Origin of the sequence: Streptosporangium amethystogenes (assembly GCF_000721075.1) — a bacterium.
Classification (GTDB): domain Bacteria; phylum Actinomycetota; class Actinomycetes; order Streptosporangiales; family Streptosporangiaceae; genus Streptosporangium; species Streptosporangium amethystogenes.
In genome coordinates, this window is sequence record NZ_JOEQ01000034.1 from 55,362 (window position 1) to 77,779 (window position 22,418).

A 22,418-nucleotide genomic window follows, 5' to 3' on the forward strand; every position below is an offset into this window, starting at 1 on the left:
CGTTCTCTTTTCGTACGGTTCGTGGCATGATCCCTTCCTTGCGACGCGCCGCACGATCCGGCGGCCGCCCATGAGGAGGCAACATGCTCGGCACCCCTGAGCCGCGCACCGTCGCGGCCCAGCTCCGCGACGTGCTGCCCAAGCTGCCCCGTGCGGAGCAGCGGGTCGCCCGCACCCTGCTCGCGGGCTACCCGACCGCCGGTCTGGAGCCGCTGGCGACCGTCGCGAGCCAGGCTCAGACCAGCCCGGCCACCGTGCTGCGGCTGGCCTACCGTCTGGGTTTCGACGGCTACCCGGAGTTGCAGCAGGCGCTCAAGCGCGAGACCCAGCAGCGCTACTCCTCTCCCCTGGCCCAGTACGGCAGTGCCGAGGAGGACACCGGCAGGGTGCTGAGCCGGTCCCGCCGGGTGCTGCTGGACGCCACCGCCATGACCTTCGACCAGCTTCCCGAGGGGGAGCTGGTCAAGGCCGCGGAACTGCTGGCCGACCCCGGCCGCCGCGTCTCGGCGGCCGGTGGCCGGTTCAGCACCATCCTGGCCCAGTACCTCATCGCCCACCTGCACCAGTTGCGTCCCAACGCGACGTACATCGCCGGGTCCACCGCCGACCACGCCGCCCACCTGCTCGACATGGGCCGCCGCGACGTGCTGGTGCTCTTCGACTACCGGCGCTACCAGCGCGAGACGATCGCCTTCGCCCGCGCCGCCGCGGCGCGCAACGTGAAGATCGTGCTGTTGACCGACCCGTGGCTGTCGCCCGCCGCCACGGTGGCGGATGTCGTGCTGCCCGCCCAGGTCCGCTCGCCCTCCCCGTTCGACTCGCTGACCCCGGCGGTCGCGGTGCTCGAAACGCTGGTCGCCGCGGTGGTCGAGCAGCTCGGTGAGGCGGGCAGGAGCCGGGTGGCCGAGTACGACCAGATGGCCGACGACGTGCTGCGCGAGGACGACGGGCCGCTCACCCCTGCCGGGCCCGGCAGCGGCGCCGAGCCGCCCCGCGGGACCCGGACGACCGCGGAAAACCACTCCTGACGGTACTTCCGACGCCACTTCCGGCGGTGACCCGTACGCGCCGGCCGCCACCGTGTGCCAACGAGTACGGGTCACGCCCGATGCCTGCGGACGCTCGGCCGTCAGGCCGCGCAACCGGCGTACTCGTCGTGGCGCCGGAGCATGGCGGCCAGCATCAGCGGGAACATCGCCAGGTGGGCGAGCGTCATCACGGCACCGCCGTCGACGAGACCCAGCCAGAGCAGCGGGAAGAGCGGCACGACGGGGACGAACATGGCGGCGCACATCTCCAGGGTGGCCGCCCAGCCGTGGCCCCGGTAGCGCATCCAGATCGCCATGCCCACGGACATGTCGAACGCCATCAGCAGGTAGGCGAGCTCGGGCTGCCGCTCGTGGGAGAAGCCGATCCCGACGGCGGACAGGAGCATGCCCAGGACGAACATGCCGGCGAACATCGCGATGACCATCTCGACGTAGTGCCAGGCGAACCTGCGCCGGCGGCGGGTGACGGTTGCTGTCTGAGTCATGCCTCCACCGTGCCGCCGTACCGGCCGCGCACCAAGAAAGGCCGCCGCATAGGTCTGGAAACCTGGGATTCCTGTCTTTTCTGACATACGCTCACCCCGTGCTCGAACGCCGGATCGCCGTCATCGGATACGACGCGGCGGAGTTGCTCGACATCGCCTGCGTGACCACGACCCTGGAGAGCGCGAACTGGCATGGCGCCGATCCCTTCTACCGCCTTCGCCTGGCCACCCCCGGAGGCCGCCCCATCACCTGCGGCACCGGCCTGACGCTCCAGGCCCAGGAGGCCCTTGAACGGGTCGCCGGGCCGCTCGACACGCTCATCGTGTCGGGAGGCATGGGCCACGAGGCCGCGGCCGGCAACCGATTGATCGTCGCTCACGTCCGCCGCCTGGCACGCGAGAGCCGCCGCGTCGCGTCGGTGTGCACCGGAGCCGACATCCTGGCCGCCGCGGGCCTGCTCGACGGCCGGCGCGCCACCACCCACTGGCAGTCGGCGCACGAGATCGCCGCCCGCCACCCGAAGGTCGACATCGATCCCGGCCCGATCTTCATCCGGGACGGGGACACCTACACCTCCGCCGGCATCACCAGCGCGCTGGACCTCACCCTCGCCCTCATCGAGGAGGACCACGGCGCCGAGCTGGCACGGCGGGTGGCGCGGAGCCTGGTGACCTACCTGCAACGCCCCGGCAACCAGGCGCAGATGAGCATGTTCACCGCCGCCGAATCTCCGGAGAACGGCCTGGTCAAGCAGGTCGTCGACCACATCACCGGGCACCTGGACGCCGATCTGACCACGGCCACCCTGGCGAGCGGCGCGGGCGTGAGCGAGCGGCACCTGACCCGCCTGTTCCTCAGGCACCTCGGGCGGTCCCCGGGCCGGTTCGTCCGCCAGGCCCGCACCGAGGCCGCCGCGCACCTGCTGGTCTCCACCTCCCTGCCGATGGCCGGGGTGGCGGCCCGCTGCGGCTTCGGAACCACGGAGACGCTGCGCCAGGCGTTCGCCGACCGTTACGGAATCCCACCCTCGCGCTACCGCGCCACGGCCACCTCCACAGGGCAGGCTCACCTGAAAGTCGCCGGGAAAACCTCGATGCAGTAAGTGGCCCTGTCCAGGCGGCAGGCCTCACCCGACGATGTCGGCCCCCTTGAAGGCGGGCCTGCCTACGCCGCCGCGGAGCACGGAGGCGGGGCGATGACGGTCCCGAGAAAACCGAGACGGCCGTGGTGAAGGTTCAGGGAATCCCGCGCCGGGACCACTCCGCGCTCGGGCGACGCGATTACCTCCTCTCCCTGAGTACTTTCTTGTACTCAGCGAGAGCGGTACGGATGTCGGCGGTGGCGGTGTCCTTTCCGAACATGCTGTAGACGGTGATCTCGTGCTCCGCGGACTCGCCGAAAGGCTCGTCGCCGCCACCGTCGCTGTCCCACCGGCGCTCTCGCTGGTACTCGTCGTAGTGTCCGATGAGGGTGGCGCACCCGGCCTGGACACGTTTCGCACCCACCCAGGCTCCACCACACGCTGGACGTTCAGTGAAGACCCAGTCGAGAACGTATATCCTGGGCCACTCTTCCGTCCTCTTGAGTTCGGCGAGTCTCTCATTGAAATGAAAGAACTGATACTCTGAATGACTGTCGTTGACTCTGGCCTTCTTTCCGTAGATGCCGTACTCCACCATCACCCCAACGCCGGTGCTGGTCGCGGTGAGCACCAGGTCGGGGAATACATCCGGCGAACACAGGCTCGGATTTTTTTCGCGTCGGGTGAAATGGAACGTTGCAATGTTCTGGCCGGGCGTGACTCCCTCGCCCACGCGTAACCTGGCCGCCGCCGACGTGTATATACCCTGACCGTACGCCTCATTTTGCACCCATTCGTACTTCACGAACGCTCCTTTTCCTTACTGTCTTTCGCGACACTCGGACGTTACGTTATGGTATGTAGGCTGTCGAGGTTATGCATATCTCCCCCGAACGCCCATACCGCCGGTCACCACTCTTGTGCCACGGGGCGCCAATCACCCAGATTCGCCGTGACCATACTCCGCCAGCCCTCCGACTCGGCCATCAACACAAGAAGAAGTAATCGTGTACTTAATTCACGTAGGCTTCAGTGAAATCGGGAGACCGGCCGTACAATCGGATTGCCCCCGCCGCCAGGGCGAGTTGCAGGAAAAAAGCGAGCACCACACTAACCACGGGTTGAACATCTGCCGACCCACCCGTTCCTAACGTTTCCATAGTCGACGAAAAGTCGGCGTCGGATCGAAGGGGCGGGTCATGTGGCGACTGAGAAGTGAGCGGCGAAAGCCCGGTGTGATCATCCCTCTGATCGGGTTGACGGCGTGCGTCCTGTCCGCCTGTGCGGGCGGGCGGCCGGCGCCGGGCCCGCTTCACCACGCCGGGGCCGTCGGCGGGACGCCCTCCGCCGCATCGCCGGGCAGCGCGGCGAGCGCCTCGGCCACCCGATCGGCCACACCGGTGGACATCTACGCCCACGACCGGCCCGGGATGCTCAGCCCGGTCGCGGCGAGGTTTCCCGAGCGGGTCTATGTGCCCAACAGCGAGAGCGACACCGTCAGCGTGATCGACCCGCGTACCTACCGGGTGCTCCGCACCTTCACGGTGGGCCGGCGACCGCAGCACGTCGTCCCCTCGTGGGATCTGAAGACGCTCTGGGTCAACAACAACGACGGCAACTCCCTGACACCGATCAACCCCATGACCGGCAAGGCGGGCAAGCCGGTGTTCGTCGACGACCCCTACAACCTGTACTTCACCCCGGACGGCCGCACCGCCCTGGTGATGGCCGAGCGGGAGAACCGGCTCGACTTCCTCAACCCGCGCACCATGCGGCTCCGGCACTCGCTGCACATGCCCTGCCGGGGGATCAACCACGCGGACTTCACCGCCGACGGCAACCTCCTCCTCGGCAGCTGCGAGTTCTCCGGCCAGCTGGTGGTCGTCGACACAGCCGCCCGTAAGGTCCGCGCCGTCATCGACCTGGCGGACGGCACCACACGACGCAGGGGCATCCGGCGCGCGACCCCGCAGGGCGACAACGCGTCGTACCAGATGGAACACGACATGGCGCACGACGCCATGCGGCACGGCCACATGCCGTACCCCAACATGCCACAGGATGTGAAACTCTCCCCGGACGGCACCGTCTTCTACGTCGCCGACATGGCCAAGGACGGCGTGTGGCTCGTCGACGCCGGGGGGTTCCGGGTCACGGGTTTCGTCAAAACCGGCGCGGGCGCCCACGGCCTCTACGTCAGCCGGGACTCGAAGGTGCTGTACGTCTCCAACCGGGGCGCCGGGTCGGTCTCGGTCATCTCCTTCGCCCTTCGCAGCCCGATCGACACCTGGCACATTCCCGGAGGCGGCTCACCGGACATGGGCGGCGTGTCGGCCGACGGCCGCCACCTGTGGCTGTCCGGACGCTATGACGGGGTGGTCTACGTGTTCGACACCGAGAACGGCAGCCTCGTCCGCAAGATCGATGTCGGCGCCGGCCCGCACGGCCTGTCCATCTACCCCCAGCCCGGACGCTACTCACTCGGCCACACGGGGATCTTCCGCTGAAGCACGACGACGGCCCACCGCGGACCACGGACGACGCTGATACGGCCGACGGCAGAGGCTGATCCGGACCGGCAACGGCGCATCACGCCGTCGCGTCGGCCGGTGGCGGCGGGCGGAGACGCCATCGCTCCGGCCTGGGTGGCGAGGGGCGCCGTACCGGGGGCCGGACAGCGGTAAACCGGACACATGGGCGACCAAAGCATGAAACGTCCTGGTAACAGATGCAATCAGGCTATTGACCTCCCTTGCGGGAGCCTCTTATGGTTCCCTCCATATTCTATAGAATCCAGAATATGGAGGGGATGGATGAGGGCAGCGGCGCGAGCAGCGGTCGTCATGGACGCCGCAGGGCCGGTGGAGGTCCGGTCCTACCCCGTCCCCGCCCCCGGTCCGGGCGAGTTCGTCGTCAAGCTGGAACTGTGCGGCGTCTGCGGCACCGACGCGCACATCTACCAGGGACGCCTTGACAGGATCACCTTTCCCGCCCTGCTGGGGCATGAGATCGTCGGCACCCTGGCCGCCCTCGGCGAGGGAGTGAGCACCGATCACAGCGGGCAGCCCGTGGCCGTGGGCGACCGTGTCGGCGTCTTCCCCGCGCTGAGTTGCGGGCGCTGCTACCAGTGTCAGGTGCGGCACCGTCCCGCCAACTGTCCTGACCGGCGCCCGTCCTACGGGTTCACCTCACCGGTGACGGCTCCGCCGCATCTGACGGGTGGGTTCGCCGACTACCTGCACGCCGCCAACGCGGGCACGGTGTTCTACCGGACGGCCCTGCCCGCCGAGGTGGCGGTCCTGCAGGAGCCGATGTCGGTGGCGTTGCACGGGGTCACCCGGGGCTCGGTCGGCGTCGGCTCCACCGTGGTCGTCCAGGGAGTGGGCGCGATCGGGCTGATGGCCGTGGTCGCGGCCCGCGCGGCCGGAGCGCACCGGGTCGTCGCGGTGGGTGCCCCGGACGCTCGACTGGAACTGGCGGCGGCACTCGGGGCGGACGCGACGGTGAGCATCCAGGAGCTGACCGGCGTGGCCGAGCGCCGCAGTGCGGTGTTCGACGCGCTCGGCGCGCCGGGAGCCGACTGCGTGGTAGGCGCCAGCGGCTCGCCGGCCGCCTTCATGGAGGCCATCGGCCTGGTAGCCGACGGTGGCGTGCTCGCCGAGCTGGGCAACTTCACCGATCGAGGGACGGTTCCCTTCAATCCCTTCAGCGACCTGCTGAAACGGGACATCACCATCACCGGTGTCTATGGGGCGGGCCCCGACATGCTGCGCCACTACCATCAGGCGCTGCTCATCCTGGAACGCGGCGGCCGACCGTACGACCGTGTGGTCAGCCACCGGGTGCCGCTGGGGCGGGTGGGCGAGGCTCTCGCCGCCCTCGGCGACGGCTCCCCCCTCGACGGCCGGGACATCGTCAAGCTCGCGATCGACCCCGCCCTCTGACTTCTTCTCCGCAACACCCCTTTCCCCATCCTGTACAAACCCCGAGAGGAGGACCGGCCATGCGCCGTTCCCTCCGGTTGACCGCAGCAGCAGCCGCGCTCGGCCTGACCATCACAGCGTGCGGCTCGACGGCCCCCGAGGTCTCCGCCGATGGCGGCGGACTCGGCACGGCGGAGAGTCCCGTGTCCATCAGGGTCATCGCCAACGACGCCTTCGCCAAGCAGTGGCAGGACCAGTTGGTCCCCGAGTTCAACAAGAAGTACCCCAATATCAAGGTCTCCGTGGACGGCGTGCCGTACAACGACCAGCTCCCCAAGACCATGCTGGAGCTGACCGGGCCCACCCCGACCTACGACGTGGTGCTCGGCGACGACTCGTGGATCCCGCAGCTGGCCAAGACCGGCGGCCTGATGGACCTCAAGGCCGACGTGAGCAAGTGGACCGACGCGGGCTATGACTGGGCCGACTTCAACCCCACCCCGCTCGCCGCGGGTCAGTGGGACGGCAAGCAGTACACCGTCCCGGTCCGTTCCAACCTGCTGCTGATGTTCTACAACAAGAAGCTGTACAAGAAGGCCGGCGTCGCCGAGCCCACAGCGGAGACGACCTGGGAGCAGTACTTCGCCGACGCCAAGAAGCTGGTCCAGGACACCGACGGTGACGGTAAGGTCGACGCCTGGGCGATTGGCACCTACTTCACCAAGGACCCGCTCACCCCGACCGTCTGGCAGACCGTCCTGAACTCCAACGGCGTGGCGCTGCTGGACGACGACCTCAAGGTCGCGTTCAACAACGAGGCCGGGGTGAAGGCCCTGCAGACCCACGTCGACCTGCTGAAGTACGCTCCGCCGGGAGCGAGCACCTACCAGTTCAACGAGCCGCTCGAGGCTTTCCGCCAGGGCCGGACCGCCACCATGCTCATGTGGGGCAGCGTCTACAAGGGCACGGCCGTGGACGAGGCGTCCACCACGCTGAAGCCGGAGGACGTCGGCCTCACCACCCTCCCGGCGGGTTCGGCCGGTCCGGGCGCGCACCGCGGTGTGTGGTCGGCGGGCATCGCCAAGAAGACGCAGCACCCGGCCGCCGCGTGGACCTGGCTGCAGTGGATCACCTCCAAGGAGGGCGAGCAGTTCACCGGAAACACGCTGGGAACGTTCCCGGCACGCAACTCCACGCTGGACGGCACTCCGGCGGCCGAGTGGGCCGCCCCGGTCTATGAGGCGCTGAAGGCCGGTTACGCCGCGGTGGAGAAGAACAAGATGTGGCGGCCGCGGCTCCCCGAGGCCGACGCGGTCCAGCAGATCCTCGCCCTGCAGACGAGCCGGGCGATGTCCGGTCAGGCGACCGCCGAGCAGGCGATCGACGAGGCGGCCAAGGAGATCACCGAGCTGCTGAAGTCCAAGGGTTACCCGCAGTGAGTGTCTCCACTCGCACACCCCGGGCAGGGGCCGACAAGGCCCCTGCCCGGGGGTCCGGCCCTAAGACCGCCCAGCGGTTCCGGCTCGGCGAGCCGGGTACCGCGTGGTTGTTCATGACCCCGGCACTCGTCCTGCTGGCGGGCATGCTGCTCTATCCGATCTTCTACACGCTCTGGGTGAGCTTCTCCGACTTCGACCTGGCGCTCTTCGAACCCGTCGGCTGGGTGGGCTGGAAGAACTACGAGATGGTCCTGAGGGACCCGGGCTTCCTGGAGTCGCTCAAGGTCACCGGCATCTACCTGGTGATCGCGCTACCACTGCAGATGATCCTCGGGTTCGCCATCGCCTTCCTGCTCAACGTGGAGTGGCGGGGCCGCGGCGCGCTTCGCGCGCTGTTCCTCATCCCCATGGTGGTAGCCCCGGTCGTGGCCGGCGGTGTCTGGCGGATGCTGCTCGACCCGCTCTGGGGCGTGGTCAACTACACGTTCGGCCTGGTCGGCATCGGCCCGGTGGAGTGGATCGGCGACCCGACCCTCGCCATGGTCAGCATGATCCTGATCGACACCTGGCGGTGGACGCCGTTCGTGGTCCTCATCGCCGCGGCCGGGATCATGGCCCTGCCGGGTGACGTGTACGAGGCGGCCAAGTCCGACGGCGCCGGCCGCTGGCAGACATTGTGGCGTATCACGCTGCCGCTGCTGGTACCGGTGATGGCCGCGGCCTTCGTGGTCCGGTGGCTCGGTGCGGTGAAGATGTTCGACATCGCGCTCGCCGCGACCAGGGGTGGCCCGGGTAACGCCACCAACGTGGTGAACCTCTACATCTACGAGAAGGGCTTCCGCAGCCTGGAGTTCGGCTCGGCCTCCTCGATGGCGACGATCGTGCTGATCATCACGATCGTTCTCACCTACTTCCTGTTCAGCATCAGCCGTCGTCTGGAGAACCGATGGTGAGCACCGCCGCCCCCGCCTTCGGGAGCCGGAAGACCGGCCGGGCCCGCCTGGGGAGAATCGCGACGATCACCGCCGCGATCCTGGTCACGCTGGCCTTCCTGTACCCGGTGATCTTCATGATCAGCATCTCGTTCAAGCTGCCCAAGGACATCTTCACCGTCCCGCCGAAGTGGATCAGCGAGATCACCTTCGACAACTACGTCAGCTACTTCCACCAGGCCCGCATCCTGCCCCGCATGATCAACACGATCATCGTGGCGATGGGGGCGGCGATCATCTCGATGGTCGCCGGCTCGATGGCCGGCTACGCGCTGTCCCGGATGAGGATGCGCGGCGCGGGTGTCATGGGCGGCCTCATCCTGGCCTCACGCGCGGTACCGCCGATCGCACTGGTCGTGCCGATGTTCCTGGTGGCCCGCAAGCTGGGGCTGACCGACCAGTACATCACCGTGATCCTCGCCTACGTGACCTTCCTGGTTCCGTACGTCGTCTGGCTGATGCGCGCGTTCTTCAAGAGCCTGCCCAAGGAGCTGGAGGAGGCCGCGATGATCGACGGCTGCTCCCGGATCGGGGCGTTCTTCCGGATCATCGTGCCGTGCAGCCTGACCGGCATGGTCTCCACATTGATCTTCTGCATCATCCTGGCCTGGGAGGAGTTGCTGTTCGCCCTGATCCTCACCAACGACAAGGCCGTCACCATCCCGGTGGCCATCGCCGGAATCGCGGCCGACACCGAGAAGGGCGGGCTCTGGGGCCCGCTGGCCGCCGTGGGCACGCTCACCGTACTGCCCGTGGTGATCTTCGCGCTGGCCGTGCAGAAGTATCTGATCAAGGGTCTCGCCGATGGCGCGACCAAGGGATGAGGCGGCAATGAGGATCAGAGATGTCCGAGCACGCCTCATCGAACTGCCCTATCCACGCCCCTTCGCCCCGTCGTGGGCCCCCGAGGGCGCCCACCACAGCATGTCCGCCGTGATCGTCGAGGTCGAGACCGACGAGGGCGTGGTCGGCGTGGCGGGCGGCGACATGGGCCACGCCACCGGCCCGTTGCTGCTGGAGACCATCAGGGGATGGATCCGCCCCCGGCTGGTCGGGATGGATCTGTTCGCCACCGGCCACATCGCCAACCACCTGCGCTACGTGGCCGAGTACGTCTTCCCGCGCCCGTGGGTGGTGAGCGTGGCCGTCTGGGACGCCGTCGGCAAGGCCTGCGGGCGCCCGCTGTACCAGCTCTGGGGCGGGCATGCCGGCCAGATCCGCGCCTATGCCAGCTTCGGTGAGGTCCGCGCCCCCGGGCAGCGGGCCGAGGACGCGCTGCGCGTGGTGTCGGAGGGCTTCACCGGCGTGAAACTGCGCGTCCACGCCGACACGATCGCTGAGGACGTCGCCCAGGTGGCCGCGGTCCGCGAGGCCGTGGGCCCGGAGATCGCCATCATGGTGGACGCCAACCAGGCGGCGGCACGCTGGCGCTACCGGCCCGACGGCAGCCGCATGATGTGGGACTTCGACCGGGCCCTGACCACCGCCAGGGAACTGGCCGATCTCGGTGTCGCCTGGCTGGAGGAGCCGCTCCCCCGCCACGACTACCGCGCGCTGTGCGAACTCACCGCGGCCTCGCCGATCCCGATCGCCGGCGGCGAGCACAACCGGGGCATCGGCCAGCTCGTCCGGCTGCTGGAGGACGACTGCTTCAACATCTACCAGCCGGATGCCAACGAGAGCGAGGACATCGCGGCCCTGCGCGACTTCGGCGCGATGGCCGCGGCCAGGCACCGCCGGGTCGTTCCGCACGCCTGGGCCACCGGACTCGGGGTGGCGGGCAACCTGCAGCTCTGCGCCTCACTGCCCAACTGTGACTGGCTGGAATACCCCTACGATCCTCCGGTGATCGTTCCTGAGGTTTTCCACGTCATGCTCACCGAACCGCTGCTGCCCGATTCCAACGGGGTTGTAGCCGTTCCGGACCGCCCCGGTCTCGGTGTAGAGCTGGACCACGCGGCGATCGAGCCGCTGACCGTCCAACGGGTTTGAGGGGTGTCCAACAGCGATGACAGAGGTGTTCCCCCCGTCCGGCCGGCCGAAGCCGTTCCGTACCAAGGCGGATCTCGCGGCCGACCACATCAAGCAAATGATCATGTCAGGCCGGGCCCAGCCCGGCACGAAGATCATCACCAGGGTGGTGGCCGAGGCCGTCGGCGTCAGCGACACACCGGTACGTGAGGCCATCAAGCAGCTCGTGTCCGAGGAGTGGCTCGTCGAGCGCCCGCACATCGGCGCGGTGGTCGCCGAGTTCACCGTGGACAACGTGCGGGAGCTGTACGGCATCCGCGCCGCGCTCACCTCCCTGGCCCTCCAGCTCCACCCGGCTCCGCTCAGCGGCGCGAGGTTACTGGAGGTGGACACCGTCCTGGAGGCTTCGGTCGTCGCCATCGACAGCGGCGACGTCGCCGCCTTCGCCGGCCTGAACCGCCGGTTCCACTCGCTGATCTGCGACACCGAGAAGTCCCGCCTGGTGCACCGGATGCTGGTGGGCCTGTGGTCGAAGACGGAGACCGCCCAGCGCGGCTTCCGGCTGGTCCCCTGGCGGCTGCCGAAATCCCACGCCGAGCACGTGGCGATAAGGGACGCGCTCGTCGAGGGGGACATCGGCCGCGCGAGCGAGCTGCAGTACGCCCACGAGATGGCCGCGCTGGCCGCGCTGATCGAAGTGATGGAGGAGGAGAGATGAAGATGGGACAGGCCCTCGTCGGAGGGCACTGGCGGGACACGGCGGAACGCTTCGCGGTCACCGATCCGGCGACCGGCGAGACCGTCGCCGAAGTGGCCGACTGTGACCGGAAGCTGACCACCGAAGCCGTCGACGCGGCGGCCTCCGCGCTCCCCGGCTGGCGTGCCATGCCCGCGCACCAGCGCGCCGTGATCATGCGCCGGGCCGCCGAACTGCTGACCGGCCGGGCCGAGGCGATCGGCGCGGTGATGACCGCCGAGCAGGGCAAACCGCTGGCGGAGGCGACCGGCGAGGTGGTCGCGGGAGCCGACCACCTCCTGTGGTCCGCCGAGGAGACCCGCCGCGTGTACGGCGAGACCATCCCCTCCACCAGCACCGACACCCGCATCTGGCTGCTGCCGGAACCGGTGGGCGTCGTCGCGGCGATCACCCCCTGGAACTTCCCGGTCTCGATGATCACCCGCAAGCTGGGCCCGGCGCTGGCCGCGGGGTGCACCGTGGTCCTCAAGCCCTCCGAGCTCACCCCGCTGTCGGCGATCGCGGTCGCCGAGTGCCTGACCGAGGCCGGTTTCCCGCCGGGGGTCTTCAACCTGGTCACCACATCCCGGCCACAGGAGTTCGCCGAGACGATCATGGCCGACTCGCGGGTCAGGAAGGTCTCGTTCACCGGCTCGACGGCCGTCGGCAGGCAGCTGATCCGGCAGAGCGCCGACGACGTCAAACGGCTCAGCGTCGAGCTGGGCGGCCATGCCCCGGTGCTCGTCTTCCCCGACGCCGACGTGACCGCCGCCGCCGCGGGCGTGGCCCGGGCCAAGTTCATGAACGCCGGCCAGGCCTGCACCTCCCCGAACCGGATCTACGTCCACGAGTCCGTCGCCGCGGAGTTCACCGACGAGCTCGTCAGGCTGGCCGAGGCGATCACCGTGGGCAACGGCATGGACCCGGACGTCACGATGGGCCCGCTGATCGACGACCGGGCGCTCGCCAAGGTCAGGCGGCACGTCGAGGACGCGCTCACGCACGGCGCCCGGCTGGCGACGACCCACCGGGAGAGAACCGGAAGGCTGCACCCGCCCACCGTTCTGACCGGCGTCACCGACGAGATGCTCGTGTGCCGGCAGGAGACCTTCGGCCCGGTCGCCCCGATCCTGACCTTCGGCACCGGCGAGGACGCCGACGTGGTGGCCAGGGCCAACGCCACACCGTACGGCCTGGCCGCCTACCTGTGGACGCGGGACCTGGGCCGGGTCGTGCGCGTCAGCGAGGAACTTCAGTTCGGCATCGTCTCGGTCAACGGAGCCCCGCTCGCCCCGCCGCAGGGGCCGTTCGGCGGGGTCAAGGGCAGTGGATACGGCCGCGAGGGCGGCCGTCACGGAGTGGAGGATTTCGTGGAGTACAAGTACGTCAACGTGGGACTGGGCCGATGACCAAGGAGACCTCCCGCCGGATCGTCGAGCGTGAGATCATCAAACGGGTCGACCTCTGCCGTCCGGATGGGCGTCTCAACCCGGACGCGGTCGGCTGGAGCCGTACCCCGCTGCACCGGTCCAACATCCGGGGCTGGGGCCGTACGATGCGCTGGGACTACTGGTGCCTGACCAGTCCCGAGCACGTCTTCTCCTTCAGCGCCTCCAGCCTGGACTATCTGGCCGGTGAGTCCGTCTGGTACCTGGACCGCGCCACGAAGAAGAACGTGTTCAGCCGGAGCCTGCTCGTACCGAGCCAGGGCACCGGATTCTCCGAGCGGAGCGGCGAGGGCAGCGTCAGGATCGCGAAGGGCCCGGTCAAGATCGCCGTGGACGAGGCGGCCGTGGGAACCCGGCTACGGGTGAAGTCCCCCGAGTTCGAGGCCGACCTGCTCGTGCACCGCGTCGAGGGCCGTGACAGCCTGGGCGTGGTCGTGCCGTGGTCGTCCCGCCGATTCCAGTACACCGTCAAGGATCTCGGACGCCCCGCCGAGGGCACGCTGGTCGTGAACGGCCGCCGCATCGACCTGTCCGCCGAGGACACCCTCGCCACCCTGGACCACGGGCGTGGCCGGTGGCCCGGCAACGTGCTGTGGAACTGGGGCGCGGCGTCCGGGCGCTCCGGCGGCCACGAGATCGGCGTGCAGATCGGCGGTAAGTGGACCGACGGCACCGGCAGCGTCGAGAACGGGATCTTCCTGGACGGAAGGCTGCACAAGATCAGCGAGGAGCTGGTCTGGCGCTACGACACCTCCGACTGGATGGCCCCCTGGCAGATCACCGGCGAGCGGGTCGACCTGGAGTTCGTCCCCGAGTACGTCCGGTCCTCCGACGTCACCCGGCTGCGCTACATGCGCAGCCGGGAGGACCAGGCCTTCGGTCACTACCGCGGCACCGTCGTCGCCGACGACGGGACCGTGATCAGGATCGACGACCTGTACGGCTGGGCCGAGGAAGTACAGCGACGCTGGTAATGGAGCAGAACATGATGATCTCTGAGCGAGAACGTGAACCGTTCGCGGCCGGCCTGCCCTTCGGAGCGGGCGGCAGCCTCGATCCGCTGCGCCGTGACTGTGACCTGACCGAGTTGACCGGCGGCCTGCTGGACGTCCTGGTGGTCGGCGGCGGCGCGACCGGCGCGGGCGCGGCACTGGACGCGGCCTCACGTGGGCTGACCACGGCCCTGCTGGAGGGCGGCGACCTTGCCTCGGGAACCTCCAGCAACTCCAGCCGCCTGCTCCACGGCGGCGTGCGCTACCTGGAGCAGATGGAGTTCGGGCTGGTCCGGGAGGCGCTGCACGAGCGCGGCCTGCTGCAGGACCTGGCGCCACACCTCGTCCAGCGAATGTCCTTTCTCTATCCGCTGACCCACCGGGTATGGGAACGCGGCTACGTGGGCGCCGGGCTGACCCTCTACGACGCGCTCGCCGGGATCGGCGACCGGCACGGCTTCCGCCGGCACCGGCACCTGACCCACCGCGCCCTGCTCCGCGAGGCGCCGCAGTTGCGCCGTGACGCCGCCGTCGGCGCACTGGCCTACGACGACGGTCACGTGGACGACGCCCGCCTGGTCACCGCGCTCGCCCGCACGGCCGCGCGGGAGGGGGCCACCGTGCTGACCCGGGTCCGGGTCAACGCCCTGGCCTCCCGCTCCGGCCACACGGTGGCCACCTGCGAGGACCTGCTCACCGGTACGGAGTTCACGGTCCGCGCACGCCGCGTGGTGCTGGCCACCGGCCCCTGGTCGGGTCTCACCCAGCAGATGCTCGGCGACCAGCAGGTGGGGGTCCGCGCCTCCAAGGGCGTGCACCTGGTCGTGTCACGCGAGCGGCTGAGGCTCGACAGCGCGCTGATCGCCCGCACGCCCCACTCCGTGCTGTTCCTGATCCCGACGGGGGACGTGGTGCTCGTCGGCACCACGGACACCCCGTGGGAGATCGGCCCCGGGCCGGTGCTCCCCACCGGCTCCGACGTTCGCTACCTGCTGGACCAGGCCAACCAGTGGCTGAGCGATCCGCTGACCAAGGACGACGTGCTCGGCGTGTACGCCGGTCTGCGTCCCCTGGTGGACCAGCCCGACCGGAACTCCACCACGGCCATCAGCCGCGAGCACGTGGTCAAGGAGGTCGCGCCCGGCGTCGTGGTCGTCGTCGGCGGCAAGCTGACCACCTACCGGATCATGGCCAGGGACGCGGTCGACGCGGTGCTGCGCGGCCTGCCGAAGGTCCGCCCGTCGGTGACCGAGCACCTCGGGCTGGTCGGCTCCAACGGTTACGCCCAGGCCTGGGCGCGCCGCGACTCCGCGGCCGTGGCCGCGGGGCTTCCCGTGGCGGCGGTGGAGCGGCTGGCGCGCCGTTACGGCTCCGACTACCCGGCCCTGCTGGCCATCGGCCGCCAGAACCCGGAACTGCTGGAACCCGTACCGGGCACGCCCTCGCTGCTGGCGGCCGAGGTCCTGTACGCCACACGGCACGAGGCCGCGATGACCGTGGACGACATACTGCGCCGCCGCAGCCGCGCCGGTCTGGAGACCGCCGACGGAGGCGTGAGCGCCGCCCCCCATGTGGCCCGTCTGCTGGCCGGCGCGCTGGGCCGTACCGCGAGCTGGGCCGCCGAGCAGGCCGGGAACTACACGCACGCGGCCGAGGTGACCCACTCGGCGTTGGACACCTCCGCCGACGCCGAACTCGTCCCCCTGCTCGCCGACCTCGCCGGCCGATGGAGCGGTGCCGCATGAGCGTTCTGGCCATCGACGCCGGGACCACCGGTGTCACCTCACTCGTGGTCGCGCAGGACGGGCGTGTCCTGGGCCGCGGCCACCAGGAGTTCCCGCAGCACTTCCCCGCGCCCGGCCTCGTCGAGCACGACCCCGACGAGATCTGGGCCGCCACGCTGCGGGCCTGCTCGGACGCGCTCGCCGCGGCGGCGGTGCCGGTCTCCTGTGTCGGGCTGACCAACCAGCGCGAGACCGTCGTGCTGTGGGACCGCGCGACCCTGCGGCCGGCGACCCGGGCGATCGTCTGGCAGGATCGCCGCTCCGCCGGAGAGTGCGACCGGCTCAGGGAGCACGAGCCGCGGATCCGCGAGCTCACCGGGCTCCCGCTGGACCCCTACTTCTCCGCCACCAAGCTGGCCTGGCTGCGCGAGAACCTCCCGGAGGTCTGGGCCGGGGTGCGAGAGGGCCGCACCTCGGTCGGCACCGTCGACTCCTACCTGCTGGCCCGGCTCACCGGCGGCCGGCTGCACGCCACGGATCCGTCCAACGCCTCCCGGACCCTGCTGTTCGACCTCGCCACGGCCGGCTGGTCCGCGGAGCTGACCGAGCTCTTCGACGTGCCACCGGCCGCGCTGCCGGAGATCGTCCCTTCGAGCGCGTCCATCGGCCGCACCGCGCCCGACCATTTTCTCGGGCTGGACCTGCCGATCAACGGAGTGGCGGGAGACCAGCAGGCCGCGCTGTTCGGCCACGCCGCGTTCACTCCCGGCGCGATGAAGTGCACCTACGGCACGGGCAGCTTCCTGCTGGTCAACACCGGTGACCGATTCGTCCCCGCCGACGCGGGACTGCTGTCCACCGTCGCCTGGCAGCTCGCCGGCGAGCCGGTCCAGTACGCCGTGGAGGGATCGGTGTTCGTCACCGGAGCCGCGGTGCAGTGGCTTCGTGACGGGCTGGGCGTGATCAGTGACTCCGCCGAGAGCGAGCGGCTGGCCGCGTCCGTACCCGACAGCGACGGACTGATCTTCGTCCCCGCGCTCACCGGCATCGGCACGCCGCACTGGGATCCGCGGGCCAGGGGCGCCCTGCTGGGCATCACCCGGGGCACCACCGGCGCCCATCTCGCCCGTGCCGTCCTCGACGGCATCGCCTACCAGATCCGCGACGTCGTGGAGGCCGTCAGCGGTGCGGCGGGCATTCCCGTCTCCCATCTGGCGGTGGACGGCGGAGCCGCGTCCAACGACCTGCTCTGCCAGATCCAGGCCGATCTCCTGGGCCGGCCGGTGGTACGGCCGGACACGACCGAGGCCACCGGCCTGGGCGCCGCCTTCCTGGCCGGCCTGGCGGGCGGGGTGTGGCGCGACCCGGCCGAGATCTCCGAGGTGAGAGGTGGCGGCCGGGTCTTCGAGCCCCGCGCGATCTCTCCGGAGGGGTACCGCCGCTGGCTCGACGCGGTGGACGCGGCCCGGCGGTTCGGGTCATGAGTGAAGCCGGCCCCGGCCGCCGGTTCCCGTGGGAGGGACGATGACGGGTCCGCTCGACGGGATCCGGATCGCCGACTTCTCCCGGGTCCTGGCGGGGCCGTACGCCACCATGATCCTCGCCGAGCTCGGCGCGGACGTGATCAAGGTTGAGCATCCGGAGCACGGCGACGACACCCGGGCCTGGGGCCCGCCGTACGCGGGCGGCGAGGCCGCCTACTATCTCGCGGTGAACCGCGGCAAGCGGAGCCTCGCGCTCGACGTCAAGCATCCCTTCGGCCGTGAGGTCGCCCAACGGCTGTGCGCCGAGGCGGACGTGGTCATCGAGAACTTCCGCCCCGGGGTCGCCGAGCGCCTGGGCATCGGATACGAGGCGGTACGGCAGGCGAACCCGGGCGTCGTGTACTGCTCGATCACCGGGTTCCCCGGCGGCGACCGGCCGGGGTTCGACGCGACGATCCAGGCCGAGAGCGGCTACATGCACATCACCGGCGAGTCCCCGAGCAAGGTCGGGGTCGCGATCACCGACGTGCTCGCCGGGCTCAACGCGGCCGTCGCGATCCTGGGCGCCCTGCACCGCCAGGCGACCCGGGGACAGGGCGAGCTGGTTGAGGTGTCGCTCCTGGGATCGGCGCTGTCCGGTCTGGTCAACGTGGCGCAGAGCGCGCTGGTCTCAGGTGAGGAGGCTCTCGCCTACGGCAACGCGCACCCGACGGTGGTGCCTTACCAGACGTTCGAGGCGGCCGACGGCAGCCTCGTGGTCGCCGCGGGCAACGACCGGCTGTTCCGCGCGCTGTGCACGGCGATCGGACGCGACGACCTGACGGGCGATGCCCGTTTCCGCACCAACGACGGCCGCGTCCGCGCCCGCGACGTGCTGGTCGCCGAACTCGGCGCCGTCTTCGCGACCCGCACGGTGGACGAGTGGATCGCGCGGCTCGACAGCGCCGGAGTTCCCTCCGGCAAGATCCGGGGCGTCCTGGACGCGATCCGCACGGCCGGCGACGTGACCCTGCGGCTCCAGCACCCGACCGCCGGACCGCTGGAGCTCGTCCGCACCGGATTCACCCTGGAGAGCGTCTCCGCCGACCGCGACATCGCTCCCCCGCCGCTTCTCGGCCAGCACACCCGCGAACTGCTGGCCGAACTCGGCATCACCGACGACCGCGTCGCCCTCCTCCGGCAGGCGGGCGTCATCCATCAAGCCGTCCAGTCAGCGAGGCCCCCTGTTGAACCCGCATGATTTCCTGGAAGTCGACCGCGACCTGAACGACGAGGAGCGAGCGATCCGCGACGCCGTGCGCGACTACTGCCGCGCCGAACTCCGGCCGCACGTCGCCGGCTGGTTCGAGGCGGGCACCATCCCCGACCCGCACGCGGTGGCCAGGGGCCTGGGCGCGCTGGGTGTGCTGGGCATGCACCTGGAGGGCTACGGGTGCGCGGGCACCAACGCGGTGAGCTACGGGCTGGCCTGCCGCGAACTGGAGGCCGTTGACAGCGGACTGCGCAGCCTGGTGTCCGTCCAGGGCTCGCTGGCGATGACGGCGATCCACCGGTTCGGCTCCGAGGAGCAGAAGCGGGAGTGGCTGCCGCGCATGGCGACCGGTGAGGCCATCGGCTGCTTCGGCCTGACCGAGCCCGACTCGGGCAGCGACCCGGGCTCGATGCGTACCCGGGCCCGCAGGGACGGGACGGACTGGGTCCTCGACGGCACCAAAATGTGGATCACCAATGGGTCGGTCGCCGACGTCGCAGTCGTGTGGGCGCGGGCCGAGGACGGCATCCGCGGCTTCCTCGTCCCCCGCGACGCCGCGGGTTTCTCCGCCACCACACTGCACGGGAAGATCTCGCTGCGCGCCTCGATCACCTCCGAACTCGTCCTGGACGGCGTACGGCTCCCGCACGAGGCGGTGCTCCCCCTCGCCGAGGGGGTCAAGGCTCCGCTGTCGTGCCTGTCCGAGGCGCGCTTCGGCATCGTGTGGGGAGCCGCGGGAGCCGCCCGCGACTGCTTCGAGGCGGCGCTGGACTACGCGCTGACCCGTACCCAGTTCGGCCGGCCGATCGCCGCCTTCCAGCTCACCCAGCGGAAGATCGCCGACATGCTGGTGGACGTCAACCAGGCGAACCTGACGGCCCTGCGGATCGGCCGTCTCAAGGACGAGGGGCGGGCCCAGCACTCCCACATCAGTTTCGGCAAGCTCGCCAACGTGCGCGCCGCCCAGCGGGTGGCCGCCGTCGCGCGCGGCGTGCACGGGGCCAACGGGATCACCCTCGAATACCCGGTGATGCGCCACATGGTCAACCTGGAGAGCGTCGCCACCTACGAGGGCACCGAGGAGATCCACGCCCTCACCCTCGGCCGGGCGGTCACCGGCCACTCCGCCTTCCGCTGACCGGCAGGGCGGGGCGGTCCTCCGCCTGGCCGGCCTGCCGGTCATGCCGAAGGGCGCGCGATCCCGGGGGCAGGGATCAGACGCGGCGTACCTCGAACATGAAGCAGCCGAACACCACGGCCCGTACGTGCACCAGTTCCACCTCGGGGTCGGCGAACTGTTCGGCCAGGATGGCCTCCGACGCGATGGCGTCACCGCTGACGTGGTGCTCCACCAGCCGTCCGCCCAGGATGCCGCCCTTGGCGTCATAGGCACGGAAGACCCGCAGCTCACCGCCCATCTCAGCGGGAAAACCCGTCCCGCCGAACCCCTCGCACGGCTCGGCGTGCACGAACACCGGGCCCACCTCCTCGTACGGGCCGGGGTCGGCTCCGGTCCGCGCCGCCCACCGGCGCAGTGGCGCGTACGAGAGCAGGGCGAGTTCCTCTCCGGGGAGGCTGTGGCGCAGGCAGCAGCGCAGCGGGGAACCTCCCTCGGTGTCGGTGACCAGACGGGGCGGGCATCCGGCGTCGTCACGGACCCGCAACCCGGCGACGACCTCGGCATCGATGGCGAAAGTACGGAAGGGGCTCACGGATCAATGCTCGGCCCTGACCGGTCGGTGCGCTGGCGGGAATCAGACCTGGTTGTAGGCGCTGTTCCCACACGGTTCAAGGTTCCCGTACGGCTCAAGCCGGCCGGTGAACCGCCGGGGCGATCCGAGGGCACGGGTCAAGGATCGACATGAGACCCCGCCCCGGTTCACCGGGCCGGCACCGACACCGGGTCGGCACCTGCCGACCCGGTGTCGGTGCCGGCCGCTCAGGCCGCGCTCACCGCGCGGTTCAGCAGCTGGCCCAGGGTCGGTGTGTCCACCTCGGGCTCGTTCTCCGTGGGCTCGGGGGTGTCCGTCGTGACCGGGTCGGGGACGTCCACCACCGAGGCGTCGGGGTCGTCCGTGGGGTCCGGGACAGGGGTGGGCGTCTGGCCGGGGCCCTCCTCGTGCGGGAAGTCCGAGGGCTTGGGCGGCCTGGGGGTCTCCGGCTCGGGCTCCTCCTCCACGGGCGGCGGACCGCCGTTGAGGATCTGGTTCACCCGCTCCGGGTTGTCCATGAGCGGTGCGATGACCGGCTCACCCGGCGCCTGCTCGACGAACACCCCCTCGCCGATCGGTATGTGCACCGAGGCCAGGTAGCCGGCCAGTGCCTGGGGCACGGCCCGTCCCTCGGCCTGGCTGCGCTCCAGGGCGTTGTGCACGTAGAACAGCCCGTGCCCCGCGCTGCCGATGGAAGTACGCAGGAGGTCCAGCGAGATGTGACCGGGCTGCTCGACCTGCAGCCGGATCTGACCGTTCTGCACTCCGAGGCCGAGCCGTCCGGACAGCGTACGGTCCACCCTGACGACGAGGCAGGCGTAGCGGACCGCCGCGTCGGGATCGTCGTAGCCGACGACGGGCGCGGTGCCGGTGCCGTCGTCGGAGCCGAAGGCGATCCCCGGCTCGATGCCGACGACGGTGCCCTCCAGCATCGCCGCCGCGGGAACGAAGGCACCGGAGGCGGGCGCACCCGGCGCCAGGTCGTCCAGTGAGTCGTAGAGGTACTCGCCCGTCGACTCGCCCACATCGGAGCGCATCAGGGACCAGAACGGAGGAGCGGGGTCGTTGGACCGGGCGGCGGACACACCGACGGCGGCCAGCAGGCAAGGCGGAACCGGCGGTGTCGAGCAGGGGCCCGCCGATCTGCTCAAGGGTCCGCACATCCCACAACCGCACCACGCCCTCAACGCTGCCGGTGGCGAGCGTCTGCCCGTCCGGACTGAACGCCACCGAGGCGACCAGGTCGGTCCGGATTGCACCGACCTGCCGACGAGCCCGCGCGTCCCACAACCGCACCGTGCCGTCACGACCGCCGGTGGCGAGCGTCTGCCCGTCCGGACCGAATGCCACCGAGGCGACCGGGTTGGTATGGCCTGCCAGGATCGCGCGCTCCGGGTTTCCGGCAGCGGTGAGCATGCCGGCGCGGGCCTCGAGGGTGGGGTTGACCCGCCAGGCCGCCACCGCCAGCAGCGCCGACAGGCGGGGATCGCCGGCCAGGAGTTCGCTCTGCGCGGCGAGCCGGCGGGAGACGGCCACGTCGCGCTGGTGGTCGGCCTCTCGCTGCGCCCGTACGGCCAGGGCCGTCGCCACCAGGGCGACGGCGAGGAGTGCGGCCAGGAAGATGGTGAGGGCCTGGCGGCGCCGGATGGTGCGGGTCTGAGCCCGGGTGGCAGCGTTGAGGAACTCGGTCTCCAGCCGGTTCAGTACGAGATGCCGATGGCCTGTGGTGACCCAGAGCAGGGCCTCTTCCAGGCCTCTGCCGCCGAGTACGTCTCCCGGTCGCCGGCCGTGGGTCTCCCACGACTGTGCGGCCTGCCGGATCCGCTGATGGGCGGGCAGGCCGTCGCGCTCGGCGTCGAGCCAGCCGCGCAGCCGAGGCCAGGCCCTCAACACCGCGGGCCTGACGAGGGTGATCCGCCCATCGGCATGAGTGACCACGTCACGGAAAGCCATGAGCAGGTTGTGCAGCGCTCGCTCCTCCGGGGGGTCAGCCCGTCGAAGAGCTCGGCGTGCGAGATCGTCCGGGGCGAGAGGTCGCCGTCGTCGGCGACCGTCACCAGGCGGAGGAAGACCTCCGGGACGCGGTCGCGTTCCTCGGGGGCGAGGGAGGCGTAGGCATCCTCGGCGAT

The 22,418-nt window shown here is 70.3% G+C and carries 19 protein-coding genes and 1 pseudogene; 15 read left to right on the forward strand and 5 right to left on the reverse strand.

Annotation, left to right across the window (positions count from 1 at the left end; all coding sequences use genetic code 11):
* Nucleotides 1-83 precede the first annotated feature (83 nt).
* Complete coding sequence (locus IG98_RS0135175) at nucleotides 84-1,028, forward strand: MurR/RpiR family transcriptional regulator (protein ID WP_051753348.1); 945 nt, start codon at nucleotides 84-86, stop codon at nucleotides 1,026-1,028.
* A 101-nt stretch (nucleotides 1,029-1,129) separates the two neighbouring features.
* Here the strand turns inward: IG98_RS0135175 and IG98_RS0135180 are convergent, their stop codons facing one another.
* On the reverse strand, nucleotides 1,130-1,534 hold the full coding sequence (locus IG98_RS0135180; RefSeq protein ID WP_030922460.1) for a hypothetical protein: 405 nt from the start codon (nucleotides 1,532-1,534) through the stop codon (nucleotides 1,130-1,132).
* 98 nt (nucleotides 1,535-1,632) lie between these two features.
* Between IG98_RS0135180 and IG98_RS0135185 the strand changes: the two genes are divergently transcribed.
* Complete coding sequence (locus IG98_RS0135185; RefSeq protein ID WP_051753349.1) at nucleotides 1,633-2,637, forward strand: GlxA family transcriptional regulator; 1,005 nt, start codon at nucleotides 1,633-1,635, stop codon at nucleotides 2,635-2,637.
* A 178-nt stretch (nucleotides 2,638-2,815) separates the two neighbouring features.
* On the opposite strand, the gene IG98_RS0135190 is transcribed toward IG98_RS0135185, so the two are convergent.
* A complete protein-coding gene (locus tag IG98_RS0135190; RefSeq protein ID WP_030922465.1) occupies nucleotides 2,816-3,421 on the reverse strand; it encodes a hypothetical protein in 606 nt (201 codons plus the stop codon).
* Nucleotides 3,422-3,815: 394 nt separating this feature from the next.
* Here IG98_RS0135190 and IG98_RS0135195 point away from each other — a divergent pair, with 394 nt between their 5' ends.
* The 13 genes from IG98_RS0135195 to IG98_RS0135255 all read left to right on the forward strand — a co-directional run bounded on the left by IG98_RS0135195 (nucleotide 3,816) and on the right by IG98_RS0135255 (nucleotide 19,715).
* Nucleotides 3,816-5,123, forward strand: a complete 1,308-nt coding sequence (locus IG98_RS0135195; RefSeq protein ID WP_051753350.1) for a YVTN family beta-propeller repeat protein — start codon at nucleotides 3,816-3,818, stop codon at nucleotides 5,121-5,123.
* A 306-nt stretch (nucleotides 5,124-5,429) separates the two neighbouring features.
* Nucleotides 5,430-6,560 carry an alcohol dehydrogenase catalytic domain-containing protein gene (locus IG98_RS0135200; RefSeq protein ID WP_169750238.1) on the forward strand — a complete coding sequence of 377 codons (1,131 nt, stop codon included), beginning with the start codon at nucleotides 5,430-5,432 and terminating at the stop codon, nucleotides 6,558-6,560.
* Nucleotides 6,561-6,619: 59 nt separating this feature from the next.
* Complete coding sequence (locus IG98_RS0135205) at nucleotides 6,620-7,978, forward strand: ABC transporter substrate-binding protein (protein WP_030922474.1); 1,359 nt, start codon at nucleotides 6,620-6,622, stop codon at nucleotides 7,976-7,978.
* The gene (locus tag IG98_RS0135210; protein ID WP_030922477.1) at nucleotides 7,975-8,931 is read left to right on the forward strand and encodes a carbohydrate ABC transporter permease; all 957 of its coding nucleotides are present in this window, start codon (nucleotides 7,975-7,977) and stop codon (nucleotides 8,929-8,931) included. The genes IG98_RS0135205 and IG98_RS0135210 overlap by 4 nt, the downstream gene beginning before the upstream one ends.
* On the forward strand, nucleotides 8,925-9,794 hold the full coding sequence (locus IG98_RS0135215) for a carbohydrate ABC transporter permease (protein WP_030922480.1): 870 nt from the start codon (nucleotides 8,925-8,927) through the stop codon (nucleotides 9,792-9,794). Before IG98_RS0135210 ends, IG98_RS0135215 begins: the two co-directional genes overlap by 7 nt.
* Nucleotides 9,795-9,801: 7 nt before the next feature.
* A complete protein-coding gene (locus tag IG98_RS0135220) occupies nucleotides 9,802-10,962 on the forward strand; it encodes a mandelate racemase/muconate lactonizing enzyme family protein (RefSeq protein ID WP_030922482.1) in 1,161 nt (386 codons plus the stop codon).
* A gap of 16 nt (nucleotides 10,963-10,978) precedes the next feature.
* Entirely contained in the window at nucleotides 10,979-11,659 is a 681-nt protein-coding gene (locus IG98_RS0135225; protein ID WP_030922485.1) for a GntR family transcriptional regulator, read from the forward strand.
* Nucleotides 11,656-13,086 carry an NAD-dependent succinate-semialdehyde dehydrogenase gene (locus IG98_RS0135230; protein ID WP_030922490.1) on the forward strand — a complete coding sequence of 477 codons (1,431 nt, stop codon included), beginning with the start codon at nucleotides 11,656-11,658 and terminating at the stop codon, nucleotides 13,084-13,086. Before IG98_RS0135225 ends, IG98_RS0135230 begins: the two co-directional genes overlap by 4 nt.
* Nucleotides 13,083-14,099, forward strand: a complete 1,017-nt coding sequence (locus IG98_RS0135235) for a DUF2804 domain-containing protein (protein ID WP_030922492.1) — start codon at nucleotides 13,083-13,085, stop codon at nucleotides 14,097-14,099. The genes IG98_RS0135230 and IG98_RS0135235 overlap by 4 nt, the downstream gene beginning before the upstream one ends.
* Before the next feature lie 11 nt (nucleotides 14,100-14,110).
* The gene (locus IG98_RS0135240) at nucleotides 14,111-15,862 is read left to right on the forward strand and encodes a glycerol-3-phosphate dehydrogenase/oxidase (RefSeq protein ID WP_169750239.1); all 1,752 of its coding nucleotides are present in this window, start codon (nucleotides 14,111-14,113) and stop codon (nucleotides 15,860-15,862) included.
* A complete protein-coding gene (locus IG98_RS0135245; protein WP_030922498.1) occupies nucleotides 15,859-17,325 on the forward strand; it encodes an FGGY family carbohydrate kinase in 1,467 nt (488 codons plus the stop codon). Before IG98_RS0135240 ends, IG98_RS0135245 begins: the two co-directional genes overlap by 4 nt.
* 40 nt (nucleotides 17,326-17,365) lie before the next feature.
* On the forward strand, nucleotides 17,366-18,565 hold the full coding sequence (locus IG98_RS0135250; protein ID WP_030922501.1) for a CaiB/BaiF CoA transferase family protein: 1,200 nt from the start codon (nucleotides 17,366-17,368) through the stop codon (nucleotides 18,563-18,565).
* Nucleotides 18,552-19,715 (forward strand): acyl-CoA dehydrogenase family protein, encoded by a 1,164-nt coding sequence (locus IG98_RS0135255; protein ID WP_030922504.1) that lies wholly within the window; start codon nucleotides 18,552-18,554, stop codon nucleotides 19,713-19,715. The genes IG98_RS0135250 and IG98_RS0135255 overlap by 14 nt, the downstream gene beginning before the upstream one ends.
* Before the next feature lie 76 nt (nucleotides 19,716-19,791).
* Here IG98_RS0135255 and IG98_RS0135260 read toward each other — a convergent pair whose 3' ends face one another.
* The 3 genes and pseudogenes from IG98_RS0135260 to IG98_RS54970 all read right to left on the reverse strand — a co-directional run.
* On the reverse strand, nucleotides 19,792-20,289 hold the full coding sequence (locus tag IG98_RS0135260; protein ID WP_037972085.1) for a DUF1203 domain-containing protein: 498 nt from the start codon (nucleotides 20,287-20,289) through the stop codon (nucleotides 19,792-19,794).
* 227 nt (nucleotides 20,290-20,516) lie between these two features.
* The gene (locus IG98_RS53795; RefSeq protein WP_169750240.1) at nucleotides 20,517-21,440 is read right to left on the reverse strand and encodes a hypothetical protein; all 924 of its coding nucleotides are present in this window, start codon (nucleotides 21,438-21,440) and stop codon (nucleotides 20,517-20,519) included.
* 22 nt (nucleotides 21,441-21,462) lie between these two features.
* Nucleotides 21,463-22,418: pseudogene (locus IG98_RS54970) on the reverse strand (WD40 repeat domain-containing protein); the annotation flags it as partial.